Source organism: Micromonospora sp. NPDC049175 (genome assembly GCF_043197345.1).
In the GTDB taxonomy this organism is placed as follows: Bacteria; Actinomycetota; Actinomycetes; order Mycobacteriales; family Micromonosporaceae; genus Micromonospora.
The window spans coordinates 168,801-187,538 of record NZ_JBICSY010000002.1 but is presented as its reverse complement, the minus strand read 5'-3'; the positions used below and the strand labels follow the sequence as shown (position 1 = coordinate 187,538).

The 18,738-nt window shown below is 69.1% G+C and carries 14 protein-coding genes; 8 read left to right on the top strand and 6 right to left on the bottom strand.

Annotation, left to right across the window (positions count from 1 at the left end; translation table 11 throughout):
• Window positions 1-8: 8 nt before the first annotated feature.
• From ACGFH8_RS07685 to ACGFH8_RS07675, 3 genes are all read right to left on the bottom strand, one after another.
• Window positions 9-650, bottom strand: a complete 642-nt coding sequence (locus ACGFH8_RS07685) for a hypothetical protein (RefSeq protein WP_393365022.1) — start codon at window positions 648-650, stop codon at window positions 9-11.
• 164 nt (window positions 651-814) lie between these two features.
• Entirely contained in the window at window positions 815-1,894 is a 1,080-nt protein-coding gene (locus ACGFH8_RS07680; RefSeq protein WP_393365019.1) for an inositol-3-phosphate synthase, read from the bottom strand.
• 23 nt (window positions 1,895-1,917) lie between these two features.
• A complete protein-coding gene (locus ACGFH8_RS07675) occupies window positions 1,918-2,556 on the bottom strand; it encodes a PadR family transcriptional regulator (protein WP_393365016.1) in 639 nt (212 codons plus the stop codon).
• Window positions 2,557-2,732: 176 nt separating this feature from the next.
• Here ACGFH8_RS07675 and ACGFH8_RS07670 point away from each other — a divergent pair, with 176 nt between their 5' ends.
• From ACGFH8_RS07670 to ACGFH8_RS07660, 3 genes are all read left to right on the top strand, one after another.
• Window positions 2,733-3,182 carry a DUF5318 domain-containing protein gene (locus ACGFH8_RS07670; RefSeq protein WP_393365013.1) on the top strand — a complete coding sequence of 150 codons (450 nt, stop codon included), beginning with the start codon at window positions 2,733-2,735 and terminating at the stop codon, window positions 3,180-3,182.
• Between the two features lie 197 nt (window positions 3,183-3,379).
• Window positions 3,380-6,268, top strand: coding sequence for a transglycosylase domain-containing protein (locus ACGFH8_RS07665; protein ID WP_393365010.1), 2,889 nt, complete (start codon window positions 3,380-3,382; stop codon window positions 6,266-6,268).
• A 127-nt stretch (window positions 6,269-6,395) separates the two neighbouring features.
• Window positions 6,396-7,904 (top strand): glycosyltransferase family 87 protein, encoded by a 1,509-nt coding sequence (locus ACGFH8_RS07660; RefSeq protein ID WP_393365007.1) that lies wholly within the window; start codon window positions 6,396-6,398, stop codon window positions 7,902-7,904.
• Between the two features lie 93 nt (window positions 7,905-7,997).
• On the opposite strand, the gene ACGFH8_RS07655 is transcribed toward ACGFH8_RS07660, so the two are convergent.
• Together ACGFH8_RS07655 and ACGFH8_RS07650 are read right to left on the bottom strand one after the other, a co-directional pair.
• Window positions 7,998-10,580, bottom strand: a complete 2,583-nt coding sequence (locus tag ACGFH8_RS07655) for a hypothetical protein (RefSeq protein ID WP_393365005.1) — start codon at window positions 10,578-10,580, stop codon at window positions 7,998-8,000.
• The gene (locus ACGFH8_RS07650; RefSeq protein ID WP_393365002.1) at window positions 10,577-11,368 is read right to left on the bottom strand and encodes a deoxyribonuclease IV; all 792 of its coding nucleotides are present in this window, start codon (window positions 11,366-11,368) and stop codon (window positions 10,577-10,579) included. The genes ACGFH8_RS07655 and ACGFH8_RS07650 overlap by 4 nt, the downstream gene beginning before the upstream one ends.
• A 637-nt stretch (window positions 11,369-12,005) precedes the next feature.
• On the opposite strand from ACGFH8_RS07650, the gene rpsF reads away from it, so the two are divergent.
• The 4 genes from rpsF (at window position 12,006) to rplI (ending at window position 13,658) form a co-directional block, all read left to right on the top strand.
• Complete coding sequence (gene rpsF, locus ACGFH8_RS07645) at window positions 12,006-12,296, top strand: 30S ribosomal protein S6 (RefSeq protein WP_036391391.1); 291 nt, start codon at window positions 12,006-12,008, stop codon at window positions 12,294-12,296.
• A gap of 80 nt (window positions 12,297-12,376) precedes the next feature.
• Window positions 12,377-12,916 carry a single-stranded DNA-binding protein gene (locus ACGFH8_RS07640; RefSeq protein WP_030487687.1) on the top strand — a complete coding sequence of 180 codons (540 nt, stop codon included), beginning with the start codon at window positions 12,377-12,379 and terminating at the stop codon, window positions 12,914-12,916.
• Window positions 12,916-13,197: a 30S ribosomal protein S18 gene (gene rpsR / locus ACGFH8_RS07635; RefSeq protein WP_051723758.1), complete on the top strand. Its 282-nt coding sequence runs from the start codon at window positions 12,916-12,918 to the stop codon at window positions 13,195-13,197. The genes ACGFH8_RS07640 and rpsR overlap by 1 nt, the downstream gene beginning before the upstream one ends.
• 14 nt (window positions 13,198-13,211) lie before the next feature.
• Window positions 13,212-13,658 carry a 50S ribosomal protein L9 gene (gene rplI / locus ACGFH8_RS07630; RefSeq protein WP_357242916.1) on the top strand — a complete coding sequence of 149 codons (447 nt, stop codon included), beginning with the start codon at window positions 13,212-13,214 and terminating at the stop codon, window positions 13,656-13,658.
• 136 nt (window positions 13,659-13,794) lie between these two features.
• On the opposite strand, the gene ACGFH8_RS07625 is transcribed toward rplI, so the two are convergent.
• Window positions 13,795-15,342 (bottom strand): hypothetical protein, encoded by a 1,548-nt coding sequence (locus ACGFH8_RS07625; protein ID WP_393364997.1) that lies wholly within the window; start codon window positions 15,340-15,342, stop codon window positions 13,795-13,797.
• Window positions 15,343-15,738: 396 nt separating this feature from the next.
• Between ACGFH8_RS07625 and dnaB the strand changes: the two genes are divergently transcribed.
• Window positions 15,739-18,495, top strand: coding sequence for a replicative DNA helicase (gene dnaB / locus ACGFH8_RS07620; protein WP_393364994.1), 2,757 nt, complete (start codon window positions 15,739-15,741; stop codon window positions 18,493-18,495).
• The last annotated feature ends 243 nt before the right edge of the window (window positions 18,496-18,738 follow it).

The window sequence follows — 18,738 nt, the reverse complement described above, 5'->3', positions numbered from 1 at the left end:
GCGGCGCGTCACTCTCTGCCGGATGGCGAGTCCGGGCGGCCGATGGGTTCACCTTCGGAAACCATCGGCACGCTGACCTCGGGGTAGGCGGGGTCGACCCCCCACCGCCGGAAGAACGCGTTTGCCGACGGCAGGGCCAGCAGCACCAGCGCGACGGTCACCGCCAATGGCGCGCCCACGCCCAGGATGAACAGCAGGGGTTCCAACCACTCCGGCATGCGGTCCCGGGCCAGGGCGGTGATCCGGTCCAGGTTCTCGTCGGAGTACATGAACGAGAGCGGTCGCGGTGACCGGGCCACGCCGACCGTGGCGCAGCACGCGAAAAGGGGTGCCGCCACCCAGGAGGCGATCCGTGCCCCGTTCACGCCGACGGCGTTGACGGCGCTCAGCACGAGGAGGCCGATCGCCAGCACCGCGGTCAACAGGTCGGCCCCCAGTACGGCGACGCTGCCCACGGCCGCGAAGGCCACCCCGCTCTCGGGTTCGAAGGACTCGGCGGCGGTTTCGAAGAACGCCTGATGCCAGTAGGTGAGCGGCAGCACCGCCAACTCCGCGACGGCGGCCAGCGCCAGCAGCAGGCAGGAGACGGTGACGATTCGGGGTCGCGGCGGTCGGGCCGGGCCTCCCCGGTGTGTTGCCGTGCCTGTCATCTCTTGCATGATCCAAGTGTCGGACGGGGCGACGGCCGTCTGCTGTCCCGAAGTCGGTGGCAGGGATCACCAATCTGTCGCGTACCGGTGAGATGTCGAGCTGGACGCGGCGAGGGCCGGGTCCCGACGGACCCGGCCCTCGGCCGTGCTTGCCGCTCAGCGGGTCAGCGCTCGACCTCGCCGGCGATGAACTCCTCGACGGCCTGGTGGGCGTCGTGGTCGGCGTACTGCACCGGCGGGGACTTCATGAAGTACGACGAGGCCGACAGGATCGGGCCGCCGATCTTCCGGTCCAGCGCGATCTTCGCGGCGCGGACCGCGTCGATGATGACGCCGGCCGAGTTCGGCGAGTCCCACACCTCGAGCTTCAGCTCGGCGTTCAGCGGGGTGTCACCGAACGAACGGCCCTCCAGGCGGATGTACGCCCACTTGCGGTCGTCCAGCCACGGCACGTGGTCCGACGGGCCGATGTGCACGTCGCTCTTGCTCATCTCGTGCGGGATCTGCGAGGTGACCGACTGGGTCTTCGAGATCTTCTTCGAGACCAGCCGCTTGCGCTCCAGCATGTTCATGAAGTCCATGTTGCCGCCGAAGTTGAGCTGGTACGTGCGCAGCAGCTCGACGCCGCGGTCCTCGAAGAGCTTCGCCAGCGCGCGGTGCACGATGGTGGCGCCGACCTGGCTCTTGATGTCGTCGCCGACGATCGGCAGGCCCGCGTCGGTGAACTTCTGGGCCCACTCCGGGTCGGAGGCGATGAAGACCGGCAGGGCGTTGACGAACGCGCAGCCGGCGTCGATCGCGGCCTGGGCGTAGAACTTGGCGGCCTGCTCGGAGCCGACCGGGAGGTAGCAGACGACGACGTCGACCTGCGCGTCGCGCAGCGCCTGCGCCACGTCGACCGGGGTGGCGTCGGACTCCTCGACGATCTCGCGGTAGTACTGGCCCAGACCGTCGAAGGTCGGACCGCGCTGCACGCTGACGCCGGTCGGCGGCACGTCGCAGAGCTTGATGGTGTTGTTCTCGCTGGCGACGATCGCCTCCGCGAGGTCCATGCCCACCTTCTTGGCGTCCACGTCGAACGCCGCGACGAACTCCACGGTGTTGACGTGGTAGTCGCCGAAGGCGACGTGCATGAGACCCGGGACGCGGTCGTTCGGGTTGGCGTTCCGGTAGTACTCGACGCCCTGAACCAGGGACGAGGCGCAGTTACCCACACCGACGATGGCGACGCGGACGGAGCCCATAGCGTCTGCCTCCTTCTTTTCTGTCACGGCCGCTCATTCCTGGTCTCTCCAGGCGGAGGCGGGCTGTTGTCTTCTCGTCGGCCGCCGGCCGTCCCGATGTCCGGGACCGTCGGGGCTCGGCCGGAGCGCTCGTTGGCGATGAGCTCCTCCAGCCAGCGGACCTCGCGCTCACAGGCGTCAAGGCCGTGGCGCTGTAGTTCCAAGGTGTAAGCGTCGAGGCGCTCGGCTGCCCGGCCCAGCACGTCGCGAAGCCCTTCGCGACGCTCCTCGATCTTGCGGCGGCGACCCTCCAGAATGCGCAGTCGGGTCGCCTGGTCGGTACGGGCGAAGAACGCGAAGTGCACCCCGAAGCCCGTGTCGTCGTACGTCTCGGGCCCGGCCTGTGCGATCAGCTGGGCGAAGCGTTCCTTGCCGTCCGCGGTGATTTTGTAGACCACCCGACCTCGTCGGCTGGTCAGCGCGGGAACCTCCTCGGCAGTGGCGGGTGTCTCAGCAGCTTCGGTGATCCAACCCGCCGCCTGGAGCCTGCGTAGGGTCGGGTAGAGCGAGCCGTAGCTGATCGCCGCCCGGATCGCGCCGAGTTTGGCGGTCAGCTCCTTGCGCAGCTCATAGCCATGCATCGGAGACTCCTGCAGGAGGCCGAGGATGGCGAACTCGAGCACTGGCCACCCTCTCTTTTCCCCTCCGGCGTGGAGCGGTAACCGCCGCGATGTATCGGACCGATACATCGCACGTTAGCGGGTCGCGCCGGCCAGGGCAAACCCCCGATCCGAGACGTCCTCGTCACGGATCGTGAGCATGGTCGCCTGCTCGGGCCGGACCGCGTACCCTTCTCCGCATGCGTACGCAGCGCCAGGTCGTGGACTACTCGCTTCAGAAGCGAGCAGTGCTGCGTGAGCTCCTGGCCGGCCGGGTCGGCACGTACGACGTCTGCGACGCGTCGCCGTACCTGAAGAACGCCGCCCGGTTCCACGGCGAGCCGACCGACCGGCGCTGCCCGATCTGCCGCAGTGAAAACCTGACCCTCGTCCACTACATTTACGGCGACGAGCTCAAGCAGTCCGCCGGGCAGGCACGGACACTTACCGAGTTGCCCGTGTTGGCGATGACGCTGCGTGAGTTCCAGGTCTTTGTGGTGGAGGTGTGCCTCGGCTGCGACTGGAACCATCTCGTCGAGCAGTACCTGCTCGGCCGGGACGGTCTGACCGGCGACAGCGACGGCACCGGCGAGCAGAGTGTGGCGGCCGTCGACGGTGTAGGTCGGCGGAGGCGAGAGGCGCAACGGTGATCGCAGCTGGTTGGACCGGCCCCGGGGCCATCGACAGAACCCGGGACGGCCAATCGCTCGATAGTCCGATTGGCCCGATTGATACGGCATTGACTTCGGCGAGGCGGCACCCCCGTGCCGCTGTCCCGGGTGAAGCAACTCACGGCAACCCGGTGGCGGCGCAGTCGCGCCCCACCGCGACCGGCAGGGTGTGAGGAATGAACTCGTACGGCGATCCCAGTTCTGCGCGCGGACGGGCCCAGTACCCGGGCCCGGCGGGCGACTCCGGGGCGGGCGCGGACGACGCGTACCGCCGGCCCGGCGGTGACTCCCGCGGAGGTGGCTGGTCGGCTTCGGAGGGCGGAGCGGCAACACCGGGTCGCGCCTCGGTGACGCCGCCGGCCGCCGGTGGGCGGGCCACGGTCGGCGGATCGGCCTCGGTGCCACCGCGCGGTGGCGCGGCGGCCGGATCCGCCTCGGTGGGCTCGGCAGCCCCGGGCCGACCGGGACGTGCCTCCGTGCCGGTGTCGCCGGCACCCGGAGCGGCCGCCGGCCGCGCTGGCGCCGGACGGGCCGGCGCCGGACGGGCCTCGGTGCCGGTGTCCCCGGCACCCGGAGCGCCCGCGGGTCGGGCGGTGGTCGGTGCCGCCTCGGTGGGATCCGCCTCGGCGGGCCGCGCCAGCGTCGGCTCCGCGTCGGTGGGTGGCCGGGCGGCGGTCGCCCGAGCGAGTGTCTCCCCGGTCTCCGGTGGGCCAGGTGGGCCGGGTGGACCCAACGGTCCCGGTGGACCCAACGGCCCGGGCCGGGGCGGTCGTGGTGCGGGCGGCGCGGGTGCGGCGCGGTCGAAGAAGCGCAAGCGGATGAACCTGCTGATCGCCGGAGTCGCGATCTTCATCATGCTGGCCGGTGTCGGCGTGGTCGGGTTCACCTACTACTCGACGAACGTGGTCATGCCCAACGAGTTGCCGCTGCCGCTGTCCACCACCGTCTACGCCAAGGACGGCAAGACGCAGTTGGCCAAGCTGGGCAGCGAGAACCGCACCTTCGTCACCATCGACCAGATCCCGGTGCACGTGCAGCACGCGGTGGCTGCCGCCGAGGACCGCAACTTCTACCGGCACTCCGGCGTCGACTACAAGGGCATCGTCCGGGCCGGATGGAACAACATCTCCGGTGGCGACAAGCAGGGCGCCTCGACCATCACCCAGCAGTACGCCCGCAACGCGTTCGAGAATCTCCAGGACGACTCGTACGGCCGGAAGGTGAAGGAGGCCATCCTCGCCTCCAAGCTGAGCGAGCAGTACGACAAGCCGGAGATCATGCAGCACTACCTCAACGTCATCTACTTCGGACGCGGTGCCTACGGCATCGAGGCCGCGGCACAGACGTACTTCGGCAAGGCGGCGAAGGACCTGTCCGTGGGTGAGGGCGCCGTGCTCGCGGCGGTCATCAAACAGCCGCAGCCGAGCAAGACCCACCAGGGCTTCGACCCCGCGGTCAACCTGCCCGACGCCAAGTCGCGGTGGGACTACGTGATCGGCGGCATGAAGAAGGAAGGCTGGGTCGACGCCGCGGGGGAGCCCGCGTCGCCGACCGAGTACCCGAAGGTGCTGCCGCCGAAGAAGGGCGGGAACGGGTTCGGTGTCGACAGCCCACGGGGCAACGTCATCAACTACGTCCGCGAAGAGATGGACGCGATGGGCCTCTGCTCCGACAACGGCGCGGAGGGCAAGAGGAGTTGCGTGGACGCGCTGCGCGACGACGGCTACCGGATCACCACCACCATCGACCCGAAGCTGCAGACCGCCGCCGAGAACACGGCGATGCAGTCCAAGAAGGGCTCCGAGCTCAACGACCAGCCGAAGAACCTGATGGCCGCGGTGGTGTCGATCGACCCGTCGAAGGGTCGCGTGCTCGCCTACTACGGCGGTGACAGCGGCGCCGACTTCGACTACGCCGGCAAGAACACCGACAAGAACGGCGACCTGACCGGTGGCCACCAGCCGGGCTCGTCGATGAAGGTGTACACCCTGGCCGCCGCCATCGAGGCGGGCATCTCGGTCAAGTCGCACTGGGACCCGACGCCGTACAAGCCCAAGGAGTCCAGGGACACGATCGGCAACGCCGGCCGTACCAACCTCAAGTGCGGCAAGTACTGCACCCTCGAAGAGTCGACGATCCAGTCGTACAACGTGCCCTTCTACTGGGTCGCCGACACGCTCGGCGCGGACAAGGTCGTCGACATGGCCCGGAAGGCCGGCGTGACCACCATGTGGGGCGTCGACCCGCCGCAGGCCTTCGACCTGTCGAAGAAGGGGCCGAACCCGTTCGACCAGTACACCGGTTTCGGCAAGTACCCGATCACCGTGTTCGACCACGCCAACGCTTTGGCCACCTTCGCCAACGACGGCAAGTACATCAAGGCTCACTTCGTCATCAAGGTGGAGCAGCAGGACAAGGACACCGGCAAGTGGAAGGTCGTCGGCAGCGAGCGCATCAAGGTGGATCAGCGGATCCCCAAGAAGGTCACCGACGAGGTGACAGGTGTCCTGAAGCAGATCCCGCGCGTCAACAGCATCTCCCTGGAGAACGGCCGCCAGGCCGCCGCCAAGACCGGCACCTGGGAGTACGACAAGGACGACAACTCGCACGCCTGGACGGTGGGCTACACCCCGCAGAACGCCACAGCGGTGTGGGTGGGCAGCCGCGACCCGAAGCATCCGGAGATCCGGCTCGCCAGCGGCAAGGACATCGGTGGTTCGACGCTCCCCGGCCCGATCTGGGAGAAGTACATGAACACCGCGCTCAAGGGCCTGGAGGAGATCCCCCTGCCCAACGTCACCGGCGAGGGTGACGTCACGAAGGGCAACGGCAAGGAGCCGCCGCCGACCCTCCCGGGTCTGCCCGGTCTCCCGGGTCAACCGGGTGTTCCCTGCGACCCGCTGACCGACCCGTTCTGCACGGTCCCCGGCGGCAACCCGGGTGGTAACCCCGGCGGCAATCCGGGTGGTAATCCCGGTGGTAATCCCGGCGGGCCTGGTGGCCCGGGCGGCGGTGGTGGTGGTGGTGGCGGACTGCTGCCCGGCGTACCGCCCAACCGGGACTGACCCCCAGCTCCACACGACGCCGCCGCCGGCCGGACGACCTGTTCGGCCGGCGGCGGCGTTTCCGTACCCAGATCTCTCCGCGTCGGGACAGGACGGGTACCCCGGTCATACGGCAGGATGCCTTTTCATGAGCACCCAGTCGACGCCCGGCATCGACGACGCCGGAACCACCGACCACCCGTCCCGGTCCGACGGGTTCGTCCGCGGCCTCTCCGGCGCCATCGGCGGCCCACTGGGCGACCACGCGACAGCGCTGGACCGGCCAGCCGGCCAGGAGCGACGCTTCTGGACCGCCGTCCGGATCGTGCTGGCCCTGGCCTGCCTCACCCTCGCGCTGCACTGGGTGCAGAAGTCGCCCTGCCAGGACGGCGCCTGGCAGAACAACGTCCAGTACAACCGGTTCTGCTACACCGACGTCCTCGCCCTGTACTACGCCGAAGGGCTCAACGAGGGCAAGGTTCCCTACCGTGACCACCCCGTGGAGTACCCAGTACTGACCGGCTACTTCATGGGCGCGCTGGGCCTGCCGGTGCACGCCGTGGGTGACGGCGACCCGAGCATCAACCAGGGCCAGTGGTTCTACAACCTCAACGCGCTCGTGCTCGGCGCGCTCGCGGTCGCCACGGTGGCGGTGATCCTGGCGCTGCGCCGCAGACGACCCTGGGACGCCGCGTTGTTCGCACTCGCCCCGGCGCTGGTGCTCACCGCCACCGTCAACTGGGACCTGCTGGCCATCGGGCTGGCCGCCTTCGGCCTGCTGGCCTGGGCCCGAAAACGACCTGCGGTCGCCGGTGTCCTGCTCGGGCTGGCCGGCGCGGCGAAACTGTGGCCGCTGTTCGTGCTCGGGCCGATCCTCGTCCTCGGACTACGGGCCGGCCGGCTCCGTGCCGCACTCACCGCCGTCGGCACGGCGGTCGCCGCCGTGGTGCTGGTGAACCTGCCCGCCGCACGGGCCTACCCGGACAACTGGGACCGGTTCTTCGAGCTGAACACCACCCGGCCGATCGACTGGGGCACCCTCTGGTACATCGGGCGCTACCTGGACGGCAAGGTCGGCAACGACCCCGGCCAGCTCGGCCCGTTCGAGTGGCTGAACGCCAACATCCCCACCCTCAACAACATCTCGTACGCGCTGTTCGGGCTGGCCTGCCTCGGGGTGGCCGTGCTGGCGTTGCGGGCACCGCGCCGACCGCGGCTGGGCCAGCTCGCCTTCCTGGTCGTCGCGGCGTTCCTCATCTTCAGCAAGGTCTGGTCGCAGCAGTTCGTGCTGTGGCTCCTGCCGCTCGTGGTGCTGGCCCGGCCGAAGTGGGGAGCCTTCCTGGCCTGGCAGATCGCCGAGGTCTGCTACTTCGTCGCCTTCTACGGTGAGCTGCTCGGCGCGGCGACCAGCCGCCCGGTCTTCCCGGAGGGGGTGTTCGTGCTGGCCTCGACGTTGCGGCTGACCACAGTGGTGGTGCTCTGCGTGCTTGTGGTCAAGGAGATCCTGCACCCCGAGCGGGACGCCGTGCGGGCCACCTACTCGGACGACCCGGACGGCGGCGTCCTCGACGGCGCACCGGATGCGCCGTGGCTGGACCGCTGGCGCCGCCGCCCGACGACAAACGAACCCGAACCCGAGCCCGCCGCGGCCACCTGACAGTCGGGCCGAACTCGGCCCACACCACGTCAGGAGTTTCGGGGGAGCCGCCTGGAGCCGGTTGGGGCTCCCCCGAAAACCCGCCCCAAAGCGTCACAGGCGATAGACGACAGCGTCGCCGACTTCCTGCCGGGTGATGCCGAGCGACTCGACAGGCGCGTCGATGGTGATCTCCCACGGCGTGCCGGCCACCTGGCCGCGCAGCAGCACCACCGTCCGGACGCCGAGCGTGCGCAGGTAGTCGACGCTCGTCTGGTTGGGGAACGACTGACTCACCCGACGGACGTCGTCAAGCTGACGGGGCGTGAAGCCGCTGCCGCCGTTGACCACATCGGGGAACCCGCTGGTCGACCAGAGCATCACGTGCTGGTCCAGGTTCTGACTGCTGGGCAGCACCAGCAGAGGCCCCTCGGCCGCCCGCAGCGCGGCCGGCTGAGTCGGCACCACCGGGTGCGGGGTGTTGTTCAGCCCCTCGACGGTCACCAACAGCAGCGGCAGCAACGTGGCCATCCGCAGCCACGGCCCCGGCCACGACGGGATCCGCTGCGCGGTCAGCTCGCGGACCCGATCGGTGAGCGCGGTGACCGCTCCCGCCGCGAGCAGGCCCAACAACAACGTGGTCCACAACATCAACCGACCGGGGGTACGCAGAGCACTCCAGCCCGGCACGTGCTCGAAGAGCGGCACGTAGGTGAAGGTGCCGTCGAAGAACCGGGTGCCCATCGCGAAGGCCATCGTCACCAACACCCCGGTGAGCAGCAGCAGTCGGTGCCGCAGCCGCCAGACCGAGAAGAACAGCCCACCCAGGGCGAGCGCGTAGAGCACGTAGCCCGGCAACAGCGTCATCTCCGGGTGCCACGGCAGCGCCGCACGGGCGCCCTTGTGCAGCCCACCCCAGATCAACGACTCCGCGGGTGACGTCACGAAACCCGACGCCGGCGGCGAGAAGACGCTGACGTCGTCGATGGTGCGCTCGGCGTACGGGTGCAGCTCGGTGACCCGGAAGAACGGGAGCGCCAGGAGCACACCCACACCGGCGAACAACACCCCACCGAGCACGTTCGCGACGAACAACCGACGACCGAAGGGCACGGCCTGGCGGGTGCGCAGCCGCCGTACGAAGAAGAGGACGACGGCGACAAGCACCGCGCCACCCAGGAAGTACGCGAACGGCAGCCCGATGCCGAAGCCGAGGCTGAGCTGCCAGGCCGCCACCAGCCAGCCGCCGTAGACCCAACCGTCGTGCCGCCGCTCGGGGCGGTAACCGTGCCGCAGAGACCAGCCGTGCCCGCGCGCCAACATCGCAAACGCCAGCGGAATCCCGCCGTTGGAAAGCACGTGCAGGTGCCCGGCCTGGGACAGCAACCACGGCGCGTAGGTGTAGGTGACACCGGCGACGGCGGCACCGATCCGACCGGCGCCCAACTGCCGAGCCAGGGCGTACGCCCCGAACGTGGCGAGCGCGTGCGCCAGCACGAACATGATGTTGTAGCGAAGAATCGCGTCCTCGGGGCCGCTGCCGAGCATCCCGGCCGGGGCGTACCCGAGCAGTGTGTCGGAGAACGCGAAGCTCCACAGCTCGGGGAAGAACGTGTTGGACTGCCACAGGTGCGCCGGGTCGGTCAGCAGGATGTGCCCGGACCAGGCCATCTGCCAGGCCTGCAGGCTCGGGTCCCAGTAGTCCTGCGGGAGTGTGTAACGCGGGTAGCGCAACGTCGGCCAGGTCATCAGCACGGCCAGCGCCAGCGAGCCGAGGGCGGCGAGCGTCCACTCGTGGATCAGGAAGCGGCCGACGGCCCGGCTGGCCCGGCTCACGATTGACGGTTTCGGCTCCGGAGCGGAAGCGAACGCCTCCCAGCGATCCGGGTCGGCCGGCTTGGCCTCGCCATCCGGACCGTTGGCGTCGCTCGCCTTCGCGCTCTTGGCCGTGCCACCGCTCGTGGCCGCGTCGTCCTTCGAGTCGCCGTCCTTCGAGTCGCCGTCCTTGACCGGGTCACCGTCCTTGACCGGGTCGCCGACCTTGACGGCGCCGGCCTTGGCGCTGTCCCCCTTGGCCGCTTTGCCGCGCTTGGTCAGGCGGCTGATCCAGCCGCGCTTCGGTGCGTCCGTACCGGCGACGTCCTGGGCCGCGTCGATGGTCTTGCCCGTGTCGCTGGTCTTGGCCGCGTCGCTGGCTTTGGCTGTGTCGCTGGTCTTGCCCGTATCGCTGGCTTTGGCTGTGTCGCTGGTCTTGCCCGTATCGCCGGCTTTGGCTGTGTCGCTGGTCTTGGCTGTGTCGCTGGTCTTGGCTGTGTCGCTGGTCTTGGCCGTGTCGCTGGTTTTGCCTGTGTCGCTGGTCTTGGCCGTGTCGCTGGCTTTTCCCGTACCGCTGGTCTTGGCCGCGGTGTCCTTCTCGGGAGCGGGTTCGATCTCACCGGTGGCGGCGCTGGCGTTCGTGGGCCTGCCGTTCCTCGCCGCTTTGGGCTTCGCGTCGTCGGTCGGGCGCGGGGACCGCTCGGCGCTTTCCGCGGTCGTCGCGGCCGATGCCTCGGCGGATTCGGGCGCCCTGTCGGTGCCCGAGCTGTCGGCCGGCTGGGTCGGGCTGGCCGTCGTGGACGCGGTGGCGGGTTGGTTCTCGGCTTTCGCGCCGGTGGGGGCGGGCCGGGCCGCGCCGGTCCCGGGCTGTCCGGTCGTCATGCTTCCGGGCTCTCCGTCCCGAGCTGCTGACGGAGGAAGTCGATGTCGGCGGTCTGACCGGCCACACCTCCCGGTGTCTCGACGACCACCGGCGCCCCGGCCGCCCGAATCACCGCCACCACCAGTTCCGGGTCGATCGTCCCGCCGTCCAGGTTGTCGTGCCGGTCCTGGCCGGAGTTGAACGCGCCCTTGGAGTTGTTGGCGTGGATCAGGTCGATCCGTCCGGTGATCGCCTTGACCCGGTCGACGAGCCCGAGCAGCTCCTCGCCGCCCGCGTACGCGTGGCAGGTGTCCAGGCAGAAGCCGACCTCGTGGTCGCCGATGGCGTCCCAGAGTCGGGCGAGCGCGTCCAGTCGGCGGGCGCACGCGTTGTCGCCCCCGGCGGTGTTCTCGATCAGGACCGGCACGCCGAAGCCACCGGAGTCGGCCGCGTACGCGAAGGTCTTGCGCCAGTTGTCGAAGCCGACGGCCAGGTCGTCCCCGGCGTTGACGTGCCCGCCGTGGACGATCAAGCCCTTGGCGCCGATGGCCGCGGCGGCGGTGGCATGCCCGAGCAACAGCTTCCGGCTCGGAATCCGGATGCGGTTGTTGAGGGTCGCCACGTTTATGACGTACGGCGCGTGCACGTAGAGGTCGACCTCGGCCGCGCGCAGCCGCTCGGCGTCTTCCCGGGGCTTGGGCGCCTTCCACCCCTGAGGGTCGGCGAGGAAGAACTGCACGGTGTCGGCGGACCGGGCGGCCGCCTCCGCCAGCGGGTCGGTCGAGTCGACGTGGGCTCCGATACGCATGCGAGCGAGCCTACGTCGCGGGCCGGACCGCCGCCGCGACGGTCGGGGCGGTGTCGTGGGACGTTGACGTCACCGCTCGGACCGACGGTCGTTGATGGGATTGAACCGGCGACCACAGCCGGGTCAGCCGGCGGTGCGAGCGCCGCGTACGGCGACCGGGGTCGACGGCCGACAGCGAGGTTGCCTCCGCCACGCGGCCCGGCGCGGCGGGGGCGGCCCCCTCGTCGGGCGGATTCCGACCGACGAAGAATCCGGGAAATTTGTGCTTTTTGCTCCGACAAGGTACGAGAGCTGTTGTATCGTCAGATAACAACACGATAAAGCTCCGCGGGGCGTCTCCAGTCCAACCTCATCGGTGTGGTCGTTCCTCCCCAGGTCCCACCCAAGGAATGCGGACGGGACGCCCCGCGGCCTCGTTGGACGGGGGTCCACCACCGATCGGTAACGGTCGGGCGGTGGACCCCCGTCAGCGTGTCCGGGTGCTGACCCGACCGCCCCGGGCATGATCGTTCGGACCGGGTATCCTGGTCCGGTTGTCCGCGTCCGGCCGAGTTCCCTCGGCGCGTGCGGGCAGCGACACAAGACCTCCTGCCACGGAAGGACCGTGGCCGCTTAGCCCACAGGAGGTGAGCACGTCTTGCGTCACTACGAACTAATGGTCATCCTCGACTCCAGCCTCGAGGAGCGCACCGTCGCACCGTCGCTCGACACGTACCTGAACGTGATTCGGACCGCGGGTGGCTCGGTTGAGAAGACCGACGTGTGGGGCCGTCGGCGCCTCGCGTACGAGATCAACAAAAAGGCCGAGGGCATCTACGCCGTCATCGACCTGCAGGCCACGCCTGCTGCGGTGGCCGAGCTGGACCGTCAGCTGCGCCTCAACGAGTCCGTGCTGCGCACCAAGGTCATCCGACCGGAAATGCGCTAGAGCATCCAACCCCGGTTCGTCCGGATCAGCCTCCGCGACTCTGTCGTACGGCTCTGCGAGCCTGTACGACGAGACGCTGAGTGCGCGAGGAGATGGTCATGGCAGGAGACACCACCATCACGGTCATCGGCAATCTGACCGATGACCCCGAGTTGCGGTTCACCCCCTCCGGGGCTGCGGTCGCCAAGTTCCGAGTCGCTTCGACGCCCCGTTTCATGGACAAGGCGTCGAACGAATGGAAGGACGGCGAGCCGCTGTTCCTCGCATGCACCGTGTGGCGGCAGGCCGCCGAGCATGTCGCCGAGTCGCTGCAGCGTGGCGCTCGGGTGATCGTGTCGGGCCGGCTGCGTCAGCGGTCGTACGAGACCCGCGAGGGTGAGAAGCGCACTGTCATCGAGCTTGAGGTCGACGAGATCGGCCCGTCGCTGCGCTACGCCACGGCGAAGGTGCAGAAGATGTCCCGCTCCGGCGGCGGTGGCGGCGGCTTCGGTGGCGGCGGTGGCGGCGGTCAGGGTGGCGGCGGAGGCAACTTCGACGACCCCTGGGCTTCGGCTGCTCCCTCTCCCTCTCCCGCGCGTGCCGGTTCGGGCGCCAATTTTGATGAGGAGCCACCGTTCTAATGGCGCCTAGCGCTCGCGATCGCAAACCAGGAGCACGTGCAACGGCCAAGGCTGCGGCACTGCGCAAGCCCAAGAAGAAGGTGAACCCGCTCGACAAGGACGGGATCGCCTACATCGATTACAAGGACACCGCGCTGCTGCGCAAGTTCATCTCCGATCGCGGCAAGATCCGCGCTCGTCGGGTGACCGGCGTTACCTCGCAGCAGCAGCGCCAGATCGCCCGTGCGGTCAAGAACGCCCGTGAGATGGCGCTCCTGCCGTACACGGCCACCACCCGCTGAGAGGAGGCACCGATATGAAGATCATCCTGACTCAGGAAGTGTCCGGCCTCGGTGCCCCGGGCGACGTCGTCGAGGTCAAGGACGGCTACGGCCGTAACTACCTGCTGCCGCAGGGCTTCGCGATCGCCTGGACCAAGGGCGCGGAAAAGCAGGTCACCGTCATCAAGCGAGCCCGTGGGGCTCGCGAGATCCGGGACCTCGACCACGCCAACGAGGTCAAGGCCCAGCTCGAGGGTCTCAAGGTCAACCTGAAGGTCCGCGCCGGCGACGGCGGACGGCTCTTCGGCTCGGTCACTCCGGCCGAGATCGTCGACGCCGTCAAGGCGGCCAGCGGCCCGGTCCTCGACCGTCGCCGACTGGAGGTGCCCGGTCACATCAAGTCGACCGGCACCTACCCGGTGAAGATCAAGCTTCACCCCGACGTGACCGCGTCGTTCAACCTGAACGTCCTTCAGGGCTGACGTCCGCAACACCACCACGAGGGCCCGCACCGAGCGATCGGTGCGGGCCCTCGTGCGTACGCCGTCCGCCCTCGCTCCTGCCCCGCCCTCGCCCGCGGCCCGGCCCGGCGCGCGCCCCGGCCTGCCCGCGCCCCGGTCAGCCGATCGGCTGGCCGGTCACCGCGCTGATCAGCACCGTGGACAGACCGCCGCCCACCACCGCGGCGGCGAGCGCGATGGTCGCCGAACGCCAGGTCGTGCCCACCCGACGCAGCAGCGCCGCCACCACCAGACTGCTCACCAGCGCCAACCCGAAGCGTGGCGAGCCAGCCAGCAACGACTCCAACGCGCGGGACCGAGGTGAGTCGCACCCACCCCCGCTGATGTCTGTCACACAACCAGCGGGCGCCTGACTGTCCAAGGTCAACAACCACACGAAGATCAGCACCGCCGGCGTCAGATAACAGGCCGCCGTGTACAGCAGCGGCCGGAAGGGTCCACCCGGATCCGGGTCGAGCAGGTCGTCCTCCAGGCGGCGAGCCCAGGCGCCCGTGGCCGCCGACTCGACCCGCCGACGCACCGACGCCGTCCCGGTGGCCGGCCGATCCGCCCGACGCCGTGGCGTACCCACCGGCGGCACCGCGGCGCTGCGCGGCCTCGGAGCCGTGTAACCCACCACCGGCGATCGGGGCGCGGACGGCAGCGGATCCGTCCACCGGGGATCATCGCCGGCCAGCCGAGTGCCGGACCAGAACCCGTCGTCCCGGGCCGGCCAACCCTCCGCCGCGGCACCCCGGTCCGAGCGCGGCGGCAGTGTCTGGTCCCACTTGTCGTCCTCGATCGCGGACCGCTCCCACTGACCGGTGCGATCAGACCGCTCCCAGCCACCGACGCTCTCCACCGCCGACCACTGCTCGCTCAGATCCGTGCCGTCCGCACCCGGCCCCGGCGGCCACCCGTGCACCCCAGAGGCGTCCCACGGATCCACCGCGGGCGGGTACGACGGCTCGGGCTCAGCCACCCGATCCGACCCACGTGCCCACGGGTCGGCCGCCGGCCGGGACCACGACTCCTCCGCCGCACGGCGGCTGCGCCGGGTGGGACGGCTCACCTCCGGGCCCGGCACCGGCTCGCTCGGAGCGGACTCCAGATCCCCGCCCGACCAGACCACCTGCGGACGGCCAGCGGGCGCGCGACGGGGACGGCGGTCCGGGACAGCACCGGAAACCGGCTCGTCCTCCCCGGCGTCCGCGCGCCGGCGGCCGGCGTACCCCTGCTCCTGCGGACGGTCGAGCGTCCACTCCCGGGTGTGGTCCGACTCGGGAGCCGCGCCGATCGCCGTCTGCTCCCGCCAACTCGTGTCGGTGCCCCGCCGCCGGCTGCCAGACGACTCGATCGACCGCCGGCCGGCACCCGAACTCGGCCGCTCGGGTTCGCGTTCGGGCTCTTCCTCGTCGTCCGGTGCCGCGTGGCGACCGCCGCCATCAGCGTGCCGAACACCCGACTCCAGCGCCCACCGGGGCAGGTAGGCGTCGACGGGCTCGTCCTGGCCGCGGTCCAACGCGCGCCGCCGGCTGGAGGTGCGGTAGCGACCGTCCTCGTCGTACGGATCAACCGGAAGAGACGCCGCGCGCTCACCCCACGAGGCGGTCGGCTGGCGCTCGCGCGGGCTGCCATCCCCGCGTCCCCAGTCCCGGTAACTCACGGCCGGAGTGTGACCCTTCTGAACCGAAAGCGGAATCCGCTGTCCAGGTGTAGCCGTTCGCTGGAGATAGTACGGGACGATCGTGTCACAGGCCCGACCGAAATATTCTCCTCCACAGGCTGGGGAGCATGTTTTCCCAGGTCAACGACCTAAGGCCAAGAATTCCCCAATGGTTATCCACAGGCTGTGCACACCCTGCGCACATCATCTCCCCCGGCATCCACAGGTTGTCCCGAGGCTCGTCCACCGGCGTTGTTGAGTCTCTGACCTCGGGGTCCGTATGGTTGGCCCCCGACCGCCGGCGCGATGGCCCCCGATCGACCGGCCCGGTCGGACGGAATCGTCAGACCCCAGCGGTAGAGCTGGAATCAGATCCGACGCACTGGAGGGGGACCCGTGTCGGTCACCGACGACAGGCGGGCGGACTCACGGTCCGGTGGCGGCCAGCCACAGGCGCCGCGCGACGGCCAGTTCGACAAGACCCCACCCCAGGACGTCGCCGCGGAGCAGTGCGTCCTCGGCGGCATGCTGCTCTCCAAGGACGCCATCGCCGACGTCGTCGAGATCCTCAAGACCAACGACTTCTACCGGCCGGTGCACGCCACCATCTTCGACATCATCCTCGACATCTACGGCCGGGGTGAGCCGGCCGACCCGATCACCGTGGCCGCCGCCCTGACCGACTCCGGCGATCTCGCCCGCATCGGCGGCGCGCCCTACCTGCACACCCTCATCGCCAGCGTGCCCACCGCGGCGAACGCGGCCTACTACGCGCGCATCGTCAGCGAACGTGCGGTGCTGCGCCGGCTGGTCGAGGCCGGCACCAAGATCGTGCAACTGGGCTACGGCACCGCCGGTGGCGGCAGTCGCGACGTCGACGACGTCGTGGACCTCGCCCAGCAGGCCGTCTACGACGTCACCGAACGGCGGGTCAGCGAGGACTTCGCGATCCTGGCCGACATGTTGCAGCCGACACTCGACGAGATCGAGGCGGTGGGCGCGCAGGGCGGGATGATGACCGGCGTACCGACCGGCTTCAGCGACCTGGACCGACTGCTCAACGGCCTGCACGCCGGACAGTTGATTATTGTCGCTGGCCGGCCCGGTCTGGGAAAGGCGCTCGCGCTCGACACACCCCTGCCGACCCCCGATGGCTGGACCACGATGGGTGAGGTACAGGTCGGTGACCGGCTCATCGGCGCGAACGGTCGTCCCACCACTGTCACCCATGCCTTCGAGGTGCGTCACGACCGTCCTTGTTACGAGGTTGAGTTTTCCGACGGGTCCATCATCGTGGCGGACGCTGAGCATCTGTGGAAGACCACCACCCGAGCGAGCCGCAGAGCGGGCGACGACAGGCGTCGCAACCAATGGCGCCCGGAGACCGTTGAACGGCTGCGCGCCGTCGCCACGACCGCCTCGACCACTGACACCGTCACCATCAACGAGTTGGCCAGCACGACCGGCGCAGAGCTCGTACACACAGCCCAAAGGGTCGCCCGTGAGTTGCCGCGGGAGGCTTCCTCCTCGATGCGCGGCAGGCCGGGGAAACGTCCCGCGCGTGCGTATTCCACCCGTGCGCTCCTTGGAGGATTGCTCCACCGGGTTGAGCGCTGGACCGCTGACCCCGGTGACAGCATGCAGCCGGGGGTCGTGACGACCGAGCAGATTCGGGCGACGCTGCGCACGGAGACGGCAGATCGTCGCCTCAATCACGCGGTTACGAACGCGGCCCCTCTCAGCCTTCCCGATCGACTCCTCCCGATCCCGCCGTACACGCTCGGGGCGTGGTTGGGTGACGGCAGCAGCGCCGACAGCCGGATCACGACCGTTGACCCCGGTATTTTGCGGCGTATCGAAGAGGATGGCTTCGAGGTCAGGCAGTCAGGCGCTGTCTCGACCCTCTACACGATCCTGCCCAGGAAGTGCCCGGTCTGCGACAGGCGTCGAAATGGCTGCGCGGCCTGCGGGAACCGCCCTTCCTCCCTGGTACGAAGTCTGCGAGAGTCGGGAGTGCTGAACTTCAAGCACATACCCGATGCCTACCTGCGCGCGTCTGAAGGGCAGCGCCGAGCCCTGCTCGCAGGGCTGCTCGACACCGACGGGACTGTCACTGGCACGGGAAATGCGCAATTCACCACCACCTCAGCGCGACTGGCTGCCGGTGTGTATGAGCTGATCGTCAGTCTGGGATACCGCTGCTCGATCAGTCGCAGAGCGGTCGACGGGCGCAAGCCGGAGACGTCGGTCGCATACAACGTGAACTTCACGACCAGGGACCAGGTCTTCGGGCTTGCCCGAAAGCGGGAACTGCACGCGGCACGACGGCGGGGGGAGGGCACCGCCCGATCCGGAACCCGCTTCATCGTCGACGTCCGCCCGGTCCCCAGCGTGCCGGTGCGGTGCGTGACCGTTGACAACGACGATCATCTGTATCTGGCCGGTCGGGCGATGATTCCTACGCACAACAGCACGGCGAGCATGGACTTCGCCCGAAATGCTGCTATTCGCGCCAATCAGGCTGCCGCGATCTTCTCCCTGGAAATGAGCAAGGTCGAGATCGTCATGCGACTGCTCTCCGCCGAGGCGCGGGTGCCACTGCACGTGCTGCGCAGCGGGCAGCTCTCCGACGACGACTGGACCAAGCTGGCCCGGTGCATGGGTGAGATCAGCGAGGCGCCGCTCTTCGTCGACGACACACCGAGCATGAACCTGATGGAGATCCGGGCGAAGGCTCGGCGGCTCAAGCAGCGGCACGACCTCAAGATGATCGTCGTCGACTATCTCCAGCTGATGACCTCGCCGAAGCGCACCGAGAGCCGCCAGCAGGAGGTCGCCGACCTGTCCCGTGGCCTGAAGCTGCTGGCCAAGGAGGTCGAGTGTCCGGTGATCGCGGTGAGTCAGCTGAACCGTGGCCCCGAGCAACGTACCGACAAGCGACCCCAGTTGTCCGATTTGCGGGAATCGGGATCAATTGAGCAAGATGCCGATGTTGTCATACTTCTGCATCGTGACGACTACTACGACAAGGAGTCGCCGCGGGCGGGCGAAGCGGATTTCATAATTGCCAAGCATCGGAATGGACCAACCGACACCGTGACCGTCGCGGCCCAGTTACACCTGTCGCGGTTCGTGGACATGGCCATCGGATGAGAGGCACAAGTTTTCGCCTGACGCCCTCGCAAATCGAGGATGCCGTGCAGCGTGCGGAAACGGGCGAGAGCCTCACTCGCATCGCTTACTCGTACGGGGTCAGCAGGCAGGCAATCCGGGGTCTATTGCGCCGGAGGGGCGTGCCGGCACGGTCAGTTGCCAAGTTGACCGATTCGGAACGCGTCGAGGCGGTTAGGCAGTATACCGAGGGCCGCTCCCTGGCAGAGGTAGCGAAGAATTTTG